14 protein-coding genes are annotated in these 17,003 nt (G+C 65.5%); 5 read left to right on the top strand and 9 right to left on the bottom strand.

Annotated features, from left to right (window positions below):
• The first annotated feature begins 32 nt into the window (after positions 1-32).
• Positions 33-2,402: a hypothetical protein gene (locus tag PKO50_RS09010; RefSeq protein ID WP_275629412.1), complete on the top strand. Its 2,370-nt coding sequence runs from the start codon at positions 33-35 to the stop codon at positions 2,400-2,402.
• 7 nt (positions 2,403-2,409) lie between these two features.
• Here PKO50_RS09010 and PKO50_RS09005 read toward each other — a convergent pair whose 3' ends face one another.
• The 9 genes from PKO50_RS09005 to PKO50_RS08965 form a co-directional block, all read right to left on the bottom strand.
• The gene (locus tag PKO50_RS09005; RefSeq protein ID WP_275629411.1) at positions 2,410-3,582 is read right to left on the bottom strand and encodes an MFS transporter; all 1,173 of its coding nucleotides are present in this window, start codon (positions 3,580-3,582) and stop codon (positions 2,410-2,412) included.
• 347 nt (positions 3,583-3,929) lie between these two features.
• Complete coding sequence (locus tag PKO50_RS09000) at positions 3,930-4,778, bottom strand: ABC transporter permease subunit (RefSeq protein ID WP_275629410.1); 849 nt, start codon at positions 4,776-4,778, stop codon at positions 3,930-3,932.
• Positions 4,775-5,788 carry an ABC transporter substrate-binding protein gene (locus PKO50_RS08995; RefSeq protein ID WP_275629409.1) on the bottom strand — a complete coding sequence of 338 codons (1,014 nt, stop codon included), beginning with the start codon at positions 5,786-5,788 and terminating at the stop codon, positions 4,775-4,777. The genes PKO50_RS09000 and PKO50_RS08995 overlap by 4 nt, the downstream gene beginning before the upstream one ends.
• A 57-nt stretch (positions 5,789-5,845) precedes the next feature.
• The gene (locus PKO50_RS08990; RefSeq protein ID WP_275629408.1) at positions 5,846-8,479 is read right to left on the bottom strand and encodes a TonB-dependent receptor; all 2,634 of its coding nucleotides are present in this window, start codon (positions 8,477-8,479) and stop codon (positions 5,846-5,848) included.
• A gap of 121 nt (positions 8,480-8,600) precedes the next feature.
• On the bottom strand, positions 8,601-9,557 hold the full coding sequence (locus PKO50_RS08985) for a FecR domain-containing protein (RefSeq protein ID WP_275629407.1): 957 nt from the start codon (positions 9,555-9,557) through the stop codon (positions 8,601-8,603).
• Positions 9,554-10,060, bottom strand: a complete 507-nt coding sequence (locus tag PKO50_RS08980; protein ID WP_275629406.1) for a sigma-70 family RNA polymerase sigma factor — start codon at positions 10,058-10,060, stop codon at positions 9,554-9,556. The genes PKO50_RS08985 and PKO50_RS08980 overlap by 4 nt, the downstream gene beginning before the upstream one ends.
• 145 nt (positions 10,061-10,205) lie before the next feature.
• Positions 10,206-11,000: a PhnD/SsuA/transferrin family substrate-binding protein gene (locus tag PKO50_RS08975; RefSeq protein WP_275629405.1), complete on the bottom strand. Its 795-nt coding sequence runs from the start codon at positions 10,998-11,000 to the stop codon at positions 10,206-10,208.
• Positions 10,997-11,923 (bottom strand): fatty acid desaturase, encoded by a 927-nt coding sequence (locus PKO50_RS08970; protein ID WP_275630445.1) that lies wholly within the window; start codon positions 11,921-11,923, stop codon positions 10,997-10,999. The genes PKO50_RS08975 and PKO50_RS08970 overlap by 4 nt, the downstream gene beginning before the upstream one ends.
• Before the next feature lie 379 nt (positions 11,924-12,302).
• On the bottom strand, positions 12,303-13,637 hold the full coding sequence (locus tag PKO50_RS08965; protein WP_275629404.1) for an LLM class flavin-dependent oxidoreductase: 1,335 nt from the start codon (positions 13,635-13,637) through the stop codon (positions 12,303-12,305).
• A 338-nt stretch (positions 13,638-13,975) separates the two neighbouring features.
• On the opposite strand from PKO50_RS08965, the gene PKO50_RS08960 reads away from it, so the two are divergent.
• The 4 genes from PKO50_RS08960 (at position 13,976) to PKO50_RS08945 (ending at position 17,001) form a co-directional block, all read left to right on the top strand.
• Positions 13,976-14,782 (top strand): ABC transporter substrate-binding protein, encoded by an 807-nt coding sequence (locus PKO50_RS08960; RefSeq protein WP_275629403.1) that lies wholly within the window; start codon positions 13,976-13,978, stop codon positions 14,780-14,782.
• Positions 14,783-14,857: 75 nt separating this feature from the next.
• Positions 14,858-15,574, top strand: coding sequence for an amino acid ABC transporter permease (locus PKO50_RS08955; protein ID WP_275629402.1), 717 nt, complete (start codon positions 14,858-14,860; stop codon positions 15,572-15,574).
• Between the two features lie 3 nt (positions 15,575-15,577).
• Entirely contained in the window at positions 15,578-16,270 is a 693-nt protein-coding gene (locus PKO50_RS08950) for an amino acid ABC transporter permease (protein WP_064583443.1), read from the top strand.
• Positions 16,267-17,001 carry an amino acid ABC transporter ATP-binding protein gene (locus tag PKO50_RS08945; protein WP_275629401.1) on the top strand — a complete coding sequence of 245 codons (735 nt, stop codon included), beginning with the start codon at positions 16,267-16,269 and terminating at the stop codon, positions 16,999-17,001. The genes PKO50_RS08950 and PKO50_RS08945 overlap by 4 nt, the downstream gene beginning before the upstream one ends.
• Positions 17,002-17,003: the final 2 nt, after the last annotated feature.

The following is a 17,003-nucleotide window of genomic DNA, read 5'->3' as shown; positions in this document are numbered from 1 at the left end:
CGTCCTGTCCTCTTTCGCAACGAGGTATCCGCGTGAGCCAGACCTTCGATCCCCGCGACGCTGGCGAGTACATCGCCCCGACCGGACTCTACGAGCGCAACAAGGCGCGACCGTTCCTGGGCAGCATCCGCTGTGATCGCCAGACGCTAGTCGCCGGCCAGTGGGACGAGATCACATTCATCTACGAGGTGGGTGCTAGCGGCCTAGCCGACGGCGCCTGGCTCAAGCTTGCGTTCAAGTTCTATTCGGACTGGGCGCTGTTCCAGACCTCCGACCCGACCGCCGCCAACTATGTCAGCGTCGAATACCAGGCCGGCGATCTGGTGCCGGGCCAGAGCCCGGCCACTGTGCAGCACCTGAAGGTACGCTTCGACCAGAAGGGCCACGAACGCCCCTTCCAGAAAGCCATCCTGATCGACATCGTAGACGGCTACCTCAACCCCGGTGACCACATCGTCATCCGCCTTGGCGATCGTCGCCAGGGCGGCGCTGGCACACGCGTGCAGAGCTTTGTCGAGAAGGACTTCCGCCTGCGCCTGTTCATCGACCCGCTGGGCAGCTCGAAGTTTGCCGAGGTGCCCGGTGATCTGCTGCTGGACATCGTGCCCGGCTCGCCAGAGCGCTTGCAGGTCATCGCGCCACGCCTGGTGGGCGAAGGCCAACCGTTCGACCTGCTGGTGCGGGCAGACGATGCCTGGGGCAATACTTGCCGGTTCACGCCGCTGAGCGGCGAAATCACCCTGGCCGGCCCGGCCGGGCATATCCGCAACCTGCCCTTCACCCTCGCCAGCGAAGGATGGGCCATCCTGCGTGTACCGGCGATCGATCTGCCGGCTCAAGGCGAATGGTCGATCCAGGCCACTACCGCGCAAGCCGGCGTACTGCCCGGCACGGCCTTCGTCAATGTCGATGCGGAGACGTCCGGTCTGCGACCGCTGTATGCCGACCTGCATGTACATTCCGACGATACCGTGGGCACCAACGACACGCTGTACAACCTGAGCTACGGTCGCGACGTTGCCGGTCTCGACGTACTCGGCTACACCGCCAACGACTTCAACATCACCGAACAGCGCTGGGATGCGGCGGTTGCCCTGATCCACCAGCTCAACGAGCCAGGGCGCTTCGTCTGCTATCCAGGCACCGAGTGGTGCGGCAACTCCTGCGCGGGCGGCGACCGCAACGTCGTCTTCCTACACGACCGCAAGCCGGAGTTTCCCTTCGACGCCCAGGGCCGCCTGGTGCGCTCCTTCGAATGGAACGAGTTCACCGCTGGCACCATCAAGCCTGGCGCCTGGCCGGTGGACGAGTTGTACGCCGCCTATGCACACGATCCCGAAGGTCACCTGATGATGCCTCACGTGGGCGGTCGTCGCTGCAACCTCGACTGGCACCATCCTCAGTTGGAGCGCCTGGTGGAAGTCAGTTCGGCCTGGGGCCAGTTCCACTGGGTCTACGCCGAGGCCCTGCAGCGCGGCTACCGCGTCGGCGCCGCCGCCAATAGTGACGAGCACCAGGGACGCTGCGGTGGCGGCGTGCCGGCGACCGCCGTGTTCGGCTCACGTGGCGGGCTCACCGGGGTAATCGCCGACAGTTTCGACCGCGCCGGCGTGGGCCGCGCACTGCGCGCCCGGCACACCTTCGCCACCACCGGTGAGCGAAGCTTCGCGCTGCTGCGCCTGGGCGAGCACCTGATGGGCGACGTGGTGAAGACCACCCGCGAGGCGGCGCTGGATTATCGCCTGCTAGGTGATGCAGGCTGGGAGCATATCGAGCTGTTCCGCGGCGAACAAAGCCTGTGGTCGCACAACCTGCATGCAGAGGCTGGCCTGTCGCCCCGTCGCATCCGCCTGCGTTTGGGCGGCGCACGTATAAAGGATCGCTACCGCGGCGCCTACTGGAACGGTGAGATCAGCATCACCGGCGCGACCATCAACGCCTTCCGCTTCCTCGGCGACGACCATCCCGAGCAGGTGACCTGGCGCAAGGACGTCACTACCCTGGCATTCAGAACCGACACCAATGGCGACACCGACAGCCTGGAAATCGATGTCTCCCACCTGGCGGCAGCGACCATTCGCGTGCACTGCCGGATCGATGGCTACGTGAAGGTCGGTGACTCGTTGGAGCCGCATCCGCACCCCCACGCACCCACGGTGGCGCTGGAGCTATCGGGTGACGAATTGCTCACCGTCGGCGCAATCGTCAAGCACCTGCCGGGCGCAGAATTGCAGGTTGCACTGGAGCAGGTCAGTGACGCCGTTCTGCCCCGCGACGTGTCGGGGCGCATCGACCTATGTTCGCTGGGCCTGGAACCAGGTCGCGAGCACCCGCTGTTCATCAGCGCCCGCCAGCGCGACCAGTCGCGCGTGTGGACCTCGGCGCTGTTCGTTACGCTCTGAGGGCCGGTCACTGTCGGGTCGGAGAGCCGGGATGCAGCGCCAAGGCGATCACGAACAGCGTCCCGGCCGCCCCGGCAGACACGATCAAGCCCTGGTCGCCCAGCATACCAATGGCTGCACCAGTGACGATCGGGCCGGTGATGCTGCCCAGGGTGTAGAACAGCGCAATGGTGGTCATAGCAGTCGATAGCTGTTTTTCGCTGACCCGCTCACCGGCCTCAATCACGGCCAGCGTATTCATTCCGCCAATGGCACCACCCCAGACGAACGCGGCCAATGCGGCGAGCCAGGGATAAGGCTGACACAGCGCAATGAGCAGCGCCCCGCCAACCAGCACCAACCCACACAGCAGTTGCGCAACCTTGTAGGAGCTGCGGTCGGCCACCCAGCCGATGGGCAACTGGAGCACCGTGCCACCTGCTCCGAATGCGGCAACCAACAGCGTGGCGGTTGCCAGGAGGTACCCCGCCGCCAAGCCGTAGCTGGCGAGGAAGGTGACCGAGGAGGTTTCGCTGAACCCGGCGATGAACGCTCCACACAGGGCCAAGGGAATCATTCCGAGCACGCCCAGAGGCCGTTTTTCCACCGGGATGCCGGGCGCCACCGCGACGTCTTTCAAGGTCCAGGCCAGGGCCCCGGAGGCACCGGCAAGCGCCGCGCTGGCATAGTAAGGTAGGGCGTTGTCGACACCCAGCAGCGACAGCAGCAGTGGCCCTACGGCAATTCCAAGTCCCATCAGGGTTTCATGAACGCCGATGGCGCGCCCGCGCTCATTTCTCTGCGCGACCAGCACTATCCAGGTGTCGCTGGCGATCCAGCGCAGGATCAGCCCCACTCCCAGTACAAAGTTCAACGCGAAGAGCATCAGCGGATTATGGGTCAGGGACATGCCAAGCACCGACGCCACCGTCAGGACCGCGCTGATCATCACGGCCCTGGTCAGTCCGAGCAACACTAGCAGACGCGGAACCACTCGGTAGAGGAGCAGGATGGCGAGCCATGAGGCGCTGACCACCAACCCGATCCGTGCTGGCTCGGCTCCCTGCCGCTCCATAGACAAAGACAGCAGTGGCGTGATGGTGCCTATCTGCACAATCTGGGAAAGCACCGAGGAGGCGTTAATCCTCGCCAGCACACTCCAGCGCTGCCGATCGGTGAGTTCGATGCCCGGACTCTCCACGGGTCCTCCTCTAGGGGATTGGACTCGATACCGCGAATTGGGCGTCAGTACCGTGGTACGGCGTCGGATGCCTGCACTCACGGCGGTGTTAGCGCACTAATGCAGAATCCATAAGCCGAGGTAAAAGGCCGTTTCTTCATATCGATATGAATCCCCCGGCGATACACGACAGAACAGCACCGGATCGCGAGGAAGGCATCAGGTTGCGATGCGCGACAATCCAATCAGTACCGCTTCGTCGTACCGAAAGCCCGTCTGCCCCTGCATCGGTGCCTGCCCTTCCAACTGCAGCGTCCATATCCGCGAGCGGTCCCCCGGGGGACTCGAGATAGCGTGCATGGGCCCTTTCAGCGAGCTCGCCGCCCATACCCCTGGGTGACGCGATCGATCACCACCGCAAGTGCGACGATTGCCAGCCCTGCCTCGACGCCACGGCCGACGTCGAGGGTTTGGATGCCCACCAGCACATCTTCGCCGAGGCCGCGAGCCCCGATCATCGAGGCGACAACCACCATGGACAACGCCATCATCACCGTCTGGTTGAGCCCGGTCATCAGGCTCGGCAGAGCCTGCGGCAATTCGACGTGGCGCAGGCGTTGCCAGCGATTGGCGCCCAGGCAGCGTGCGGCTTCGAGAACCGAAGGGTCTACCTGGCGCAGGCCCAGTTCAGTGAGCCGCACCAGCGGCGGCAGCGCGTAGATCAGCGTGGCAAAGATCGCCGGTACTTTGCCCAAGCCGAAGAGCATCAGCACCGGAATCAGGTAGACGAAGCTGGGTAGTGTCTGCATGACGTCCATCAGCGGCATCAGCACGCGGCGGGCCAGGGGACGGTAAGCCAGCAGCACGCCCAGCGGAACACCGATGAGCACGCAGAGCCCGGTGGCGACCAACACCAGCGCGCAGGTCTGCAGCAGTTTATCCCAGAGCCCGACAACGCCGATCAGGAACAGCAGCGCCACCAGCACCAGCGCGCGCTTCCAGCTGCGCCCGGCGTGCCAGGCGAGCAGGCCCAGCAGTGTCAGGAGTAGCCACCAGGGCGGCAGGCGCAGGAGGTTTTCCAGCAGGGTCACCAGTTGCAGTAGGCTTTCGGACAGCTGCCGCAGTTGGTCGCCGTAGTTCAACACCAGGCTGTCCACCAACTGGTTCACCGGCTCGGCGATGGAGTGATGCAGGCCTTGCGGAAAGCTCGAACTCACAGCGCCGCCTCGACTTTGGCGCGGACCGGTTCGCTGACCCACGGGTGCCAGACCTGCGGGTTGGCCCTGAGGAAGTCACGGGCGGCTTCGCGCGGAGCCTGGCGTGTCTCGCTCATCTTCGCCAGGGAGGCGTTGAGCAGGCCGATGGGGAAGTCGACCTTCTCGAAGACTTCGACCAGTTCCGGGTAGTCCCGGTGGAAGGCCGCGGAGACGCCCACCGACAGCCGCGCCGGCATCGAGCGAGTGCCGCGTGGGTTGGGGTTCTTCGCGTCGCTCAGCGTTTTCCAGGCCTCGGCATCGAACGGCGGCTCTTCCAGGCGTATCAGCTTGTAGCGGCCCATCAGCGGGGTGGGCGACCAGTAGTAGAACAGCACCGGCTTGCCGCGACGGATCGACGAGGCAATCTCGGCATCCAGTGCCGCGCCGGATCCGGTGCGGAAATTGGTGAAGCTGTCGGTCAGCCCGTAGGCCTTGAGCTTCTGCGAGTTGACGATTTCCGAGGTCCAGCCGGTGGGGCTGTTGAGGAAGCGTCCCTTGTCCGGCGATTCCGGGTCACGGAACACTTCGCGGTAGCGCGGCAGGTCGGTCACCGAGTGCAGATCGGGCGCCAGGGGGGTGATGCCGCGCGCCGGGTCGCCCTTGATGACGTACTCGGGTACCCACCAGCCTTCGTCCGCGTTCTTAACCGTGTCGCCCAGGCCGAACACTTTGCCCTCGGCCTGCGCCTTGACCCAGGCGGGACTGCGCCCGGCCCATTCTTCGCCGATGACCTGGACGTCGTTGCGCGCCAGCGCCGCTTCGAGGCTGACGGTGCTGCCGGGCAGCGTGTCGGTGGGGTAGCCGTAGCCCTGCTCCACCAGCAGGCGCAGCACCTCGGTGATCAGGCTGCCGCTCTCCCAGGTGAGCTCGCCGAAATGAATTGGCGTCTTCTCGTCGGCGGCCTGCGCCCCGGAGGCCAGCAGACCGAGGATAAGCGCGGCACCGCCGAACCAGCGTTTGAACGATTGCATGCAAGGTTTCCTCGTGGAAGGTGAGGTCATGGGCGCGCCAAGGCGCTCCCGTTCCGGTCAGAAGTCATAGGTGAGCTTGGTGTAGTAGAAGGCGCCCTCCGGTGCAGCCGGAGACAGGTAGCTGTACTGCTGGGCCGAGGTCTGGCGCAGCTGGTCGTTGTACTTGTCCGGGTGACTGTCGAAGAGGTTGTTGGCGCCTACCGAGACCTTGAGGCTGCGATTGAACGCGTAGTTCAGGTCGAGATCGGTGATCCATTGCGCGGAGAAGGTCTGGTCATACTGCGCGGCGCTCTCGTCGGCGGCGTACTTGCGGTAGCGGCCGAAGCGCGTCTCGTAGAGGCTGATGGTCCAGGGGCCGAAGCTGTGCACCGCGCCGAACACCAGCTTGTCTTGCGGGTAGCCGTGCTCCAGATAGCCCTCGGACTCGCGGGTCACAGTGGCAAAGCCGTTGGGGTTCCCGTGGATCTGCTGCACCCGTGTGCGGGTCTTGGTGTAGCCGGCGGACAGAGCCAGGTTGCCGTAGGCGCCCAACTCCAGGTTGTACTTGCCCACCACGTCCACGCCCCGGGTTCGAGTATCGGCGGCGTTGGTCATGAACTGCGCCCAGCTGTACTGGCCGTAACCCGCCTCGGTGAGGATGCGCTCGGCCTCCGGGCCGAAGATGCCGCCGCTGTAGAGGATTCGGTCGCGGATGTCGATCTGGTAGGCGTCGATGGTCAGCGAGGCTTGCTCGCTGGGGCGCCAGACCAGACCAAGGGAGTAGTTGTCGGACTTCTCCGGTTTCAGCTTCTGCGCCCCCAGGGCCCGCGCCGCCGGATTGTCCACCGGCAGCATGCGGGTCAGCACCGGGTTGCCATCGGCACCGACGTTGGTGGTGGTGGTCCAGGATGTGCCGATCTGCCCGAGGGTGGGCGCGCGATAGGCATTGTTGATGGTTGCGCGCAAGCCCAGTTGCGGCGTCAGCTCGTAGCGTGCGGAGAGCTTGCCGGTGGTAGTGTCGCCAAAGTCCGAGTAATGCTCGGTGCGCGCGGCAAGGCCGAACTGGAAGCGCTCGGTCAGTTGGTTCTCCAGGCCCAGGTAGAGGCCGCTCACCTGGCGGGTGTAGGTATCGGCGTCATCGGGCATAAGGCCCGAGGCCTGCACTGCGCCCACCTGCACGCCATCGATGCCGCCATAGGAATAGGAGGCAAAGTCGCCCTCCTCCAGGCGGTAGCGCTCATCGCGCCAGGCAAGGCCAGCGGACAGCGTCACCGGCTTGAAGGCCCAGTCCACCGCCACGTCGCGACTGTAATCGAGGTTGAGGTTGGTCTGCTCGTTGATCAGCGTGGCGACATCGAAGCTGGTCGGGCTGGCTACTCCGTAGCTCGGGTTGACGGTGTCCGAGGCACGCTCGGTGTGCTTGTCGCGGCCATAGGTGGCGGACAGGTCGAAGCGCCCGAGGGATTCGTCCTCATAGCGCGAGCCCAGTGTCAGAGACGCGTCCTCGTAGTGGTAGCGGTATTGCGGGATGGTGCCGTTGGGGTAGATTTCCGGCACGTTGTTCGGGTTGCTAGCGAGTAGCGGCGGGGTGTTGTTGTACGAGGTGTCTCGGCCGAAAGTGCCGAAGCTGTATAGGCGCCAGGCGTCGCTCAGGCCGATCTCGCCGTTGGCCGCCAGGTTGAATTTCTCCCGGCTCGCGCCGCCCCAGCGCGGATCCTGCAGCTCGCCGTCGGCATAGTATTTCTCGCCGATGTCGTCGGGTTTGTTGTTCAGCCCATTGAAGCTCAGGGTGAGGAAGCCGTCCCCCGGCAGCGCCAGGCCGTACCAACCATCGGTGGACTTGCTGAAGCCGTCGCCCTGGCTGTACTTGCCCAGCTGCGCATTGGCCTGGCCGCCGCTGTCTCGCTCCTTGAGAACGATATTGATGACCCCGGCGATGGCATCGGAGCCGTACTGCGCCGAGGCGCCGTCCCGTAGTACTTCGACGTGGTCGATGGCGCTGATCGGGATCATGTCCAGGTCCACCGATTGCGCGCCGATGAAGGGCACGCCCCCGGAGATGTTCACCACCGCCGAAGCGTGCCGTCGCTTGCCGTTGACCAGCACCAGGGTCTGGTCCGGCGACAGCCCGCGCAGCGAAGCGCCTTTCGGGTCCTGCCCGCGGGTGGCGCTCTGGTTCTGCGGGAAGTTGAACGAAGGCAGCAACTGGAACAGCGCCTGGTTCAGGCTGGTGGCGCCGGTCTGCACCAGCTCCTTGGCGTCGATCACGTCTACCGGCGCACTGCTGGTCAGCGCAGTGGCGTCCTGGCGGCGGGTGCCGATGGCGACCACGCGGTCCAAGGCCGGGATGCTCGAATCCGCCGCCGCTCCGGTGGCCCCCTGGCCGCCGTTGCCGGCCTTGCGGACGACGAAGGCGCAGTCCTCGCTGACCTGCAGTTGCAGGCCGGTGCCGCGCAGCGCGGCATCCACCGCTTGTTGTGCGGAGTAGGTGCCGTCGACCGCCGACGACGAGTAGCGGCCCACTTCCGGAGTGAAGGAAATCACCTGGCCGCTCTGCCGGCTGATCGACAGCAGCACCTCGTCCAGCGGCCCCGATGCGATGTGGTAAGCCTGCGACGGCCCGGCAGCCAGCGCCGAACCGAGGAACAAGGCAGCGAGCGATCCCAGGGCGAACGCCCCGGCCTTGCGGGTGAAAACGAAATGACGCGACATGACTCCCCCAGAAGATGCGCCGCAAAGGACGGCGCTTACGTCATCTCTGTGCAATGGTGCCCGGGAACCTTGCAGATCGATTGGTTATGACCTTAGAACCGTCGTGCAAGGCGTCGCGGTCTCAGGCAGGCCCAACGCTGACCCAGAGGTCCGTGCGGCGTGCGACGCGGATCGGCAGGGTACGGGCAAGGACGTCCAGGGCCTGGTCGCTGTCGTCTAGGCGGAACAGCCCGCTGACCCGCAGCCCGGCTACCGCCGGATCGACCCGCAGCACGCCACTGCGATACGGCCGCAGGGCGTCGAGTACGTCCGCCAGACACTGGTTGCGCACTTCCAGCAAGCCGTCCACCCAGGCACCCTCGCCCCCCAGCAGGGGCGCTGGCAAGGCGAAGGCATAGCGGTCGAAACTCACCTGCTGGCGGCGTGGCAGCTGCAGGCGTTCGCCGGCCAGCGTGGCTAGCTCCAGCGCTCCCTCCAGCGCAGAGGCCGTGCATCGTTCCTCGCCCTGACGCAATTGCAGGCGGCCACCCCGGCTGAACACCTGGCCGAAAGGGCTGGCGATCAGCATCGGACGTGTGTCACCGGCAACGTGCAACTGGATTTCCCCGCGGCGCAGGCGTACCAGGCGACGTTGCGGGGTGAAGTCGACGTCCACTGCACTGCGGGCGTTGAGCACCAGTTCGCTGCCGTCGTCGAGGGTGACGCGCTGGCGCCTGCCAGTGGCGGTGTGCAGGTCCGCGCCCAGTTCCTCCAGCGGCACCTGCCGATCCGCTAGGAGCCCGGCACAGAGCATCACTCCCGCGCCCACCAACGCCCCGTGCAGCAGGCGTCGGCGGCTTGCTCCGGCGGCGCTCAGGGTGCGCTGCAACTGCTCGCCGCGCACCCCCTGGGCCTTGGCCACGCGGAATGCACCGAGCGTTTGCTCCAACTGATCGCAGAGTTGCTGGTGGCGTTGGTCGCGTTCGCGCCAGGCCACGAAGGCCTGCCAATCCTCGCGACTGGCCTGACCGGAACGCAGCAGGACCAGCCAACGGGTGGCCTGCTCGATCAGCAGGGTCTGTTCCTGTTCGCGAGTCATGACAAGCTTGCCTTGAGGCAGCGCTGCAGGGCCCTGGCCATGTAGTCGCTCACCGAGCGCTGGGAAATACCCAGAGTGCGGGCAATTTCCGGGTAGGTCAGGCCGTCGATCTGCGACAGCAGGAAGGTCGCCTTGACCTTCGCCGGCAGTCCATCGAGCAACTGGTCGATGCGTTGAAGTGCCTCCAGCAGTTCGGCGATCTGCTCGGGCGAGCGCTCGTCGGCGGCCTCGGGGTCGAGGTTCTGCAAGTAGGCGCGCTCCAGGTCGCGGCGGCGCCACAACTGGAACAGCAGGCGGCGAGCAATGGTGGTGAGCAGGGCGCGTGGCTCGCGGATCGGCGCCAGCACAGGGCTGGCCAGGAGCTGGACGAAGGTTTCGGCGGCAAGGTCCTCGGCGCTGGCGCCGGACTCCAGGTGGCGCCGCAAGCGGCCTTGCAGCCAGTCGTAGTGGTCGCGAAATAGCAGGCCTACCACTTGGCCATGGGAATTGTCGGCACCGGGCATGACGGCTCCATAAACGGGAATGCTGCAAGGGAGTCCGGTCATCCGGTGGAGGCATCCTAGCAAGTTGGCTTATTCTTTAAAAATAGCTTTGTATCAGCTTCTTATATCCAATAAATCAGCCGCGACAAGAAAGGTGCGATACCCATCAGGCTCCTGGATGCAGGGTCGCCAAGCCCCTTTCGACAGCGGCCTTCTCGTAACGCAGTAGCATCTCGTAGTCAGCCGGGCTTGCAGGGAGCACCTGACGGATGTGCAGGATCCCGGCAACCTGCGGCAACTCCTCCAGCGCCCTGTTCAGCGCTTCGCGGATTTGCCTTGCCTGACTCTCATCACCTGTCGTGATGTAGGGCAGCGTAGGACTGGGCGCGCTCAGTTGCAGCACCCGCACTCCCTGGGTTTCCTCTGCGGCATGGAACTGCAGATAGGCGAAGGTCACGCTGTCCACGGCGATCAGGTCTGCGCGCCCCTCGCGCAACCAGCGCAGGCTCTGGCGATGACTACCGCTCCAGGCGAAGTCAGTGAAAAAACGACCGTCGCGATGCCAAGGCGCCAAGGCGTGACGCAACAGGTTCATCCCGGTGTTCGAGTCCGCACTGTTGGCAGCTCCCCGGCAACCGCGCAGGGCCGCCAGATCACAGCGCGATTCACGCTCACGCACCAGCAGAAGGCTGTGATGCTCACCGCCAGCGCAATAGGGAAGATCGAAATCCGGCCGGCCAACCAACCGAACCCGGTCCTGCAAGCCGGTCATCAAGGGATAGCCGCAGGTCTGGGCGAAGAGCAGGTCAGGCTCCCGGAACAGCCGGTGGAGGTTCTCCCCCCGCCAAGGTCGCCGCTGTGCTCCGAGCAATTGCAGCGTATGTGCGATCCAGGCTTCTGCGGCGGTGTGAATCGGTTCCGGCGCGGGGTACATCGGCAACTCGGCAAAACCCGCAATCATGGCGAGGGCTCCCTCCCGGCGAAGGGATGCCGAGGGCAGTCTATCGGGCGCAGGAAGTGGCGACGGACCAGCTCACCGTAGCCGCGCACGAGAAAGCCCCCGCTGCGCTCCAGCCAGAAGTCGCGATGTGCGCGGTACTCGGCCGGCATGCGGTACCAGGGCAGCCAGGGTAGATCATGGTGAACCAGGTGCAGGTTGAGATTGAGGAACAGCCAGCGCCACGGCCAGCCCGCCTCGTTGATCACGCTTCGCTGTTCAGGAGACAGGGACGGGCGGTGTTCGTAGAACGAGCGCAGCATCGCCAGCGCCAACGCTGGAACGCTGACCCAAACCACATAGTGAGCAGCCGATAAAGCACTGAATCGCTGGACCAGCATCAGTAGGATGACGCACAGCAATCCATGGGTACCCCACATCAGCCAGGCCTGCCGCTCGCCACGCAATAGACGGCTACCCTCCTCCTTTGCCAGCCCTAATAGCGCCAGAGGCGCACCGATCAGAAGGCGGCCAGGTACCGTCTTGTCGACCCAGCGCAAAAATCGCGACAGGGTCGGCAAGCGTGCCCAACCCGATGTGCTGACGTATCGGCTTTCCGGATCGACTCCAGGCAAAGTCAGCGCTTCGTCGTTATGGTGGGCCAGATGGCTATCGCGGTACAGGGTGTAAGGATACCAGAGCGCGTAAGGCGCGTAACCCAGCAGCTTGTTCAGCCATACCAGGCGGGTCGGATGGCCGTGCAGCAGCTCGTGTTGCACCGACATCCACAACGTCACCAGCGGCACCAACAGCACCGTGCTCGTCCACTGCCCCAGCCATTGGCTGGCCCACAGCACGACGAACCATGCGACCTGTACACCGATCAGCAATGTCCAGGTGGGCCACTCCGAAAGGCCGAAGCGGTCCTGCTCCAGCCTCAGGCGCATCTCGTTCAAGGAACTCTCGATGTGGCCGGTCATGGCCGGTCCCCATGGAAGTCCACAATCGGCAAAGCAATAGGTCGGTCGATCATCGGTTGGGCTCCAGCCAGATTACATAGAGGACCTGCTGAGAAACCTGTGGAGCGAGGCATGGAAATCTTGCAGAACGTTCTGCAATAAGCTTATGACCGACGCGATGCCAGAGCCGCACGCGGCAAGGCTGAGACCGCCGTCGACGGCACCGGAAGATGACGGCGCGATCCCAGGAGCACCTCGCATGGCTCCACCCGAAGCTAGCTGATCAGCCCCCCAACAAGGCTCCTATCGCGCGAGCTCACTGACTGTTGCCAAAGGCATCCGCGCTCTTGGTGTCTGGTCAGGCTCATCACGCACGCCCTCGAAAGAACCGGTTCTCCGGTCGCGGCAGCCCCAGGTGCTCGCGAAGCGTGGTGCCTTCGTATTCGTGTCGGAAGATGCCGCGCCGCTGCAATTCCGGCACGACCTTCTCGACAAAGGCATCCAGGCCGCCCGGCAGCCAGGGGAACATCACGTTGAAGCCGTCCGAGCCCTGGCTTTCCAGCCACTCCTGCATCTCGTCGGCGATCGACTGCGCCGTGCCGACGAAAGCCAGCCCGGCATAGCCACCCACCCGCTGGGCCAGCTGGCGTACGTTCAAGCCCTCTCGCTCGGCCAACTGGAGCACGCGCTCGCGGCTGGTATGGCTGGCGTTGGTCTGCGGGATGGGCGGAAGTGGGCGTTCCGGATCGAGGCCCGATACGTCATGGCCCAGGGCGATGGACAGCGAGGCGATGGCGCTCTCGTAGTGCACCAGGCTGTCCAGCTTCGCGCGTATGGCACGGGCCTCCTCCAGGGTATCGCCGACCACCACCAGCACGCCGGGCAGGATATTCAGGTGTTCGCGCGGGCGGCCGAGGCGGTCCATGCGCTGCTTCACGTCGGCGTAGAATGCCTGGCCGTCGGCCAGGCTGCCGTGGGCGGCGAAGATCACTTCGGCGGTTTCCGCGGCCAACTGGCGCCCCGCCTCCGAGGCGCCGGCCTGGACGATCACCGGCCAACCCTGTGGCGGGCGGGCGATGTGCAGCGGCCCACGCACCCTGAAGAATTCACCCTGGTGATCGAGGCGGCGCAGGCGTTGCGGGTCGAAGTATTCCCCGCTCTGCGCGTCGCGGACGAAAGCGTCGTCGGCCCAGCTGTCCCAGAGTCCGGTGACCACGTCGTAGAACTCCCGTGCGCGCTGGTAGCGGCGATCATGCTCCAGGTGTTCATCGAGGCCGAAGTTCAGCGCGGCGTCCGGATTGGACGTGGTGACGATGTTCCAGCCGGCACGACCGCCGCTCAGGTGGTCGAGGGAGGCGAAGCGCCGGGCCACGTGGAACGGCTCCTCGAAACTGGTCGAGGCGGTGGCCACCAGGCCAATGCGCTCGGTGACCTGGCTCAGCGCCGAAAGCAGCGTGAAGGGTTCGAAGGAGGTGGCGGTATGGCTGCGCTTGAGCGCTTCCAGCGGCATGTTCAGCAGGGCCAGGTGGTCGGCCATGAAGAAGGCGTCGAAGCGACCACGCTCCAGCGTCTGGGCGAAGCGCTTGAGGTGTTCGAAGTTGAAGTTGGCGTCGCGGTAGGCGCCCGGGTAGCGCCAGGCGCCGGTGTGGATGCTGACCGGACGCATGAAGGCCCCGAGCTTGAGCTGGCGCTGAGCGGCCATGGCGGAACTCCTGGCAGGCGAAGGATGCCGGCCAGTCTTGCAACCCAGACAGGCTATGCAAAGCAATTAAAAATTATCGAAACAGCACCGGAAGACATAAGCGCGGCGCGCATCGACTTATTCCTTCATTAAAAGCATGGACAATTTCTAATTCCTTCTGGTTATCAGGTAGATCGAATCATTCTTTTCGTCCCGCACCTCGCCCCTGCCAGAATCCGCCTCGCCAGCGGTCTACCCCCGCGGCTCTACGGCGGGCCTTTCCCATCCGGAAACGCCCGTCCTCGACAATACAAGGTACCCTGCCGGACAGGCAGGGACCGCCAAGGAGCTGGATGTTCATGAAGAAACTCACTGCCGTTACCGCCCTCGCCCTGGCCGTGCTTTCCGGCCTGGCCCATGCCGATCGTCTGGCGGACATCAAGCAGGCCGGCGTGCTGCGCGTCGCCGCCTTCGACAGCAACCCGCCATTCGGCTTCGTCGACGCCAGGAGCAAGCAGATCGAAGGCCTCGACGTCGACTACGCCAAGGCCCTGGCCGACAAGCTCGGGGTGAAGCTGCAGGTGCTGCCGACCAACCCCGCCAACCGCATCCCGCTGCTCACCGCCCACAAGGTCGACCTGGTCCTGGCCAACTTCACCATCACCCCGGAACGCGCCCAGCAGGTGGATTTCAGCATTCCCTACTTCTCCTCGGGGCAGCAGTTCATCGTCAAGAAAGGCACGCTGAAGAGCCCGGACGAGCTGAACAAGTGGCGCGTCGGCGTGGACAAGGGCACGGTCAACGAAGGTGTGCTGCGCGAGAAGTTCCCCGGCGCCAAGGTCATCGCCTACGACGACACCCCCTTCGCCTTCACCGCCCTGCGCAACGGCCAGGTGCAGGCCATCACCCAGGACGGTCCCAAGCTGATCGGCCTGCTGGCCAACGTGCCGGACAAGGACAAGTACGAAGTGCCGCCCTTCACCATTTCCAACGACCTGATCGGCGTCGGCATTCCCAAGGGCGAGACCGCCCTGGTCGAATTCGTCAACCAGAGCCTGCACGAACTGGAGGCCGACGGCCAGGCGCAGAAGATCTACGACACCTGGTTCGGTCCCGACACCAAGACCCCGCTGGCGCGCCTGTACAAGATCGGCGACAAGAGCTGAGCCCCGCTACCCGCAACACCCGCGCGCCCACGGCAGTGAGGCGCGCTTTTCGTTCTTCCCGATGGAAACCCGCACATGTTCGGCGAACTCCTCGCCCCGCATTACCTGCGCTGGCTGCTCGACGGCTTCCTCATGAGCCTGGGTCTGTCCGCCCTCGCCTGCCTGCTCGCCACCGCGCTCGGCGCGCCCCTGGCCATCGCCCGTCTGGCGCGCAGCCGCTACTGGTCCTGGCCGGCGCGGGCCTACCTGGCGCTGTTTCGCAACACCCCGCTGCTGGTGCAGCTGTTCTTCTGGTACTTCGGCGTGCCGGCGCTGCTGCCGGAGGACCTGGTGGCCTGGCTCAACACGCCCCATGAGCTGACGCCGGGCGGCTTCCCTCTGGCCTGGCCCTCCTTCGAGTTCCTCGCCGCCGCCTGGGGGCTGACGCTCTACACCACCGCCTTCGTCGCCGAGGAACTGCGCGCCGGCATCGCCTCGGTACGCCCCCAGCAGCACGCCGCCGGCCTGGCCCTGGGCCTGCGGCCGATGCAGGTGTGGCGCCTGGTGGTACTGCCCCAGGCCCTGCGCACTGCCCTGCCGCCGCTGCTGGGGCAGTACATGAACGCGCTGAAAAACTCCTCGCTGGCCATGGCCATCGGCCTGGCCGAGCTGTCCTACGCCTCGCGCCAGGTGGAAACCGAGACCTTCAAGACCTTCCAGGCCTTCGGCATCGCCACCCTGCTCTATATCGGCGCCATTGCCCTGATCGAGGCCATCCAGCACAGCCGCCGCTACCGCCGGGGGGCAGCCTGAGCCATGGACTTCTCGGTGATCCTCGACAACCTGCCCTATCTGCTGCTCGGCGCCTGGCCCGATGGCCCACTCGGCGGCGCCGCGCTGACGCTGCTGCTGGCGCTGCTCTCAGGCCTGGCCTCGGCGGTGCTCGGCCTGGCCCTGGGCATCGCCCTGGCGGTGCTGCGCGGCTGGCCGAAGATGCTACTGGTGACGGTGCTCGGCTTCTTCCGCGCCATCCCGGTGCTGATGCTAATCTTCTGGGCCTACTTCCTGCTGCCCATCGTCTTCCACCTCGACGTACCGGCGCTGGCCACGGTGGTCTGCGCCCTCTCGCTGATCGGCGGCGCCTACCTTGCGCACTCGGTCCATGCCGGCATCGGCAGCCTGCCCGCCGGCCAGTGGGCGGCCGCCCGCGCACTCGGCCTGCGGCCCTGGCAGGTGCTGCGCCTGGTGATACTGCCGCAGGCCCTGCCGATCATGCTGCCGTCCTTCCTCAACCAGTGGGTGTCGCTGATCAAGGACACCTCCCTGGCCTACGTCATCGGCGTGGGCGAGCTGTCCTTCGTGGCCACCCAGGTGAGCAACCGGGTGATGGTCCATCCCACGGAGATCTTCCTGTTCGTCGCCCTGCTCTACTTCCTGCTCTGCTCCACCCTCGACCTGCTCGCCGCGCTGTTCGCGCGCCACGCCCCCAACCAGCGGACCCCGTCATGATCGAATTCGACAATGTCAGCAAGCACTACGGCGACTTCCCCGTGCTGCGCAACTGCAGCACCCGCGTTGCCAAGGGCGAGGTGGTGGTGGTCTGCGGCCCCTCGGGCTCGGGCAAGTCGACGCTGATCAAGCTGGTCAACGGCCTGGAACCCTTCGATAGCGGCAGCGTGCGAGTCGACGGCGTCGAGGTCGGCGCCCCCGGCACCGACCTGCCGGCGCTGCGTGCGCGGGTGGGCATGCTGTTCCAGCACTTCGAGCTGTTCCCACACCTGTCGGTGCGCGGCAACCTGCTGCTGGCCCAGCGCCACGTGCTGCGCCGCTCCGAGGACGAGGCCAATGCGCGCGCCCTGGAGCTGCTGGAGCGCGTGGGCCTGCGCGAACAGGTCGACAAGTACCCGACGCAGCTCTCCGGCGGTCAGCAGCAGCGCGTGGCCATCGCCCGCGCGCTGACCCTCGACCCACTGTGCATGCTGTTCGACGAACCCACCTCGGCGCTGGACCCGGAGATGGTCAACGAAGTGCTCGACGTCATGGTCGAACTGGCCCGCGGCGGCATGACCATGCTCTGCGTCACCCACGAGATGGGCTTCGCCCGCAAGGTCGCCGACCGCGTGCTGTTCATGGACCAGGGAAGGATTCTCGAGGACGTGCCCACCGAAGCCTTCTTCGGTGACCCGCACGGCCGCCACGAGCGTTCGCGGGCCTTCCTGGCGAAGATCCTGCCGCACTGAAT

The organism is Pseudomonas sp. 273 (genome assembly GCF_029201425.1).
GTDB lineage: Bacteria > Pseudomonadota > Gammaproteobacteria > Pseudomonadales > Pseudomonadaceae > Pseudomonas > Pseudomonas delhiensis.
Note: the sequence above shows the minus strand (reverse complement) of the source record. Positions and strands in the feature narration are given on the sequence as shown.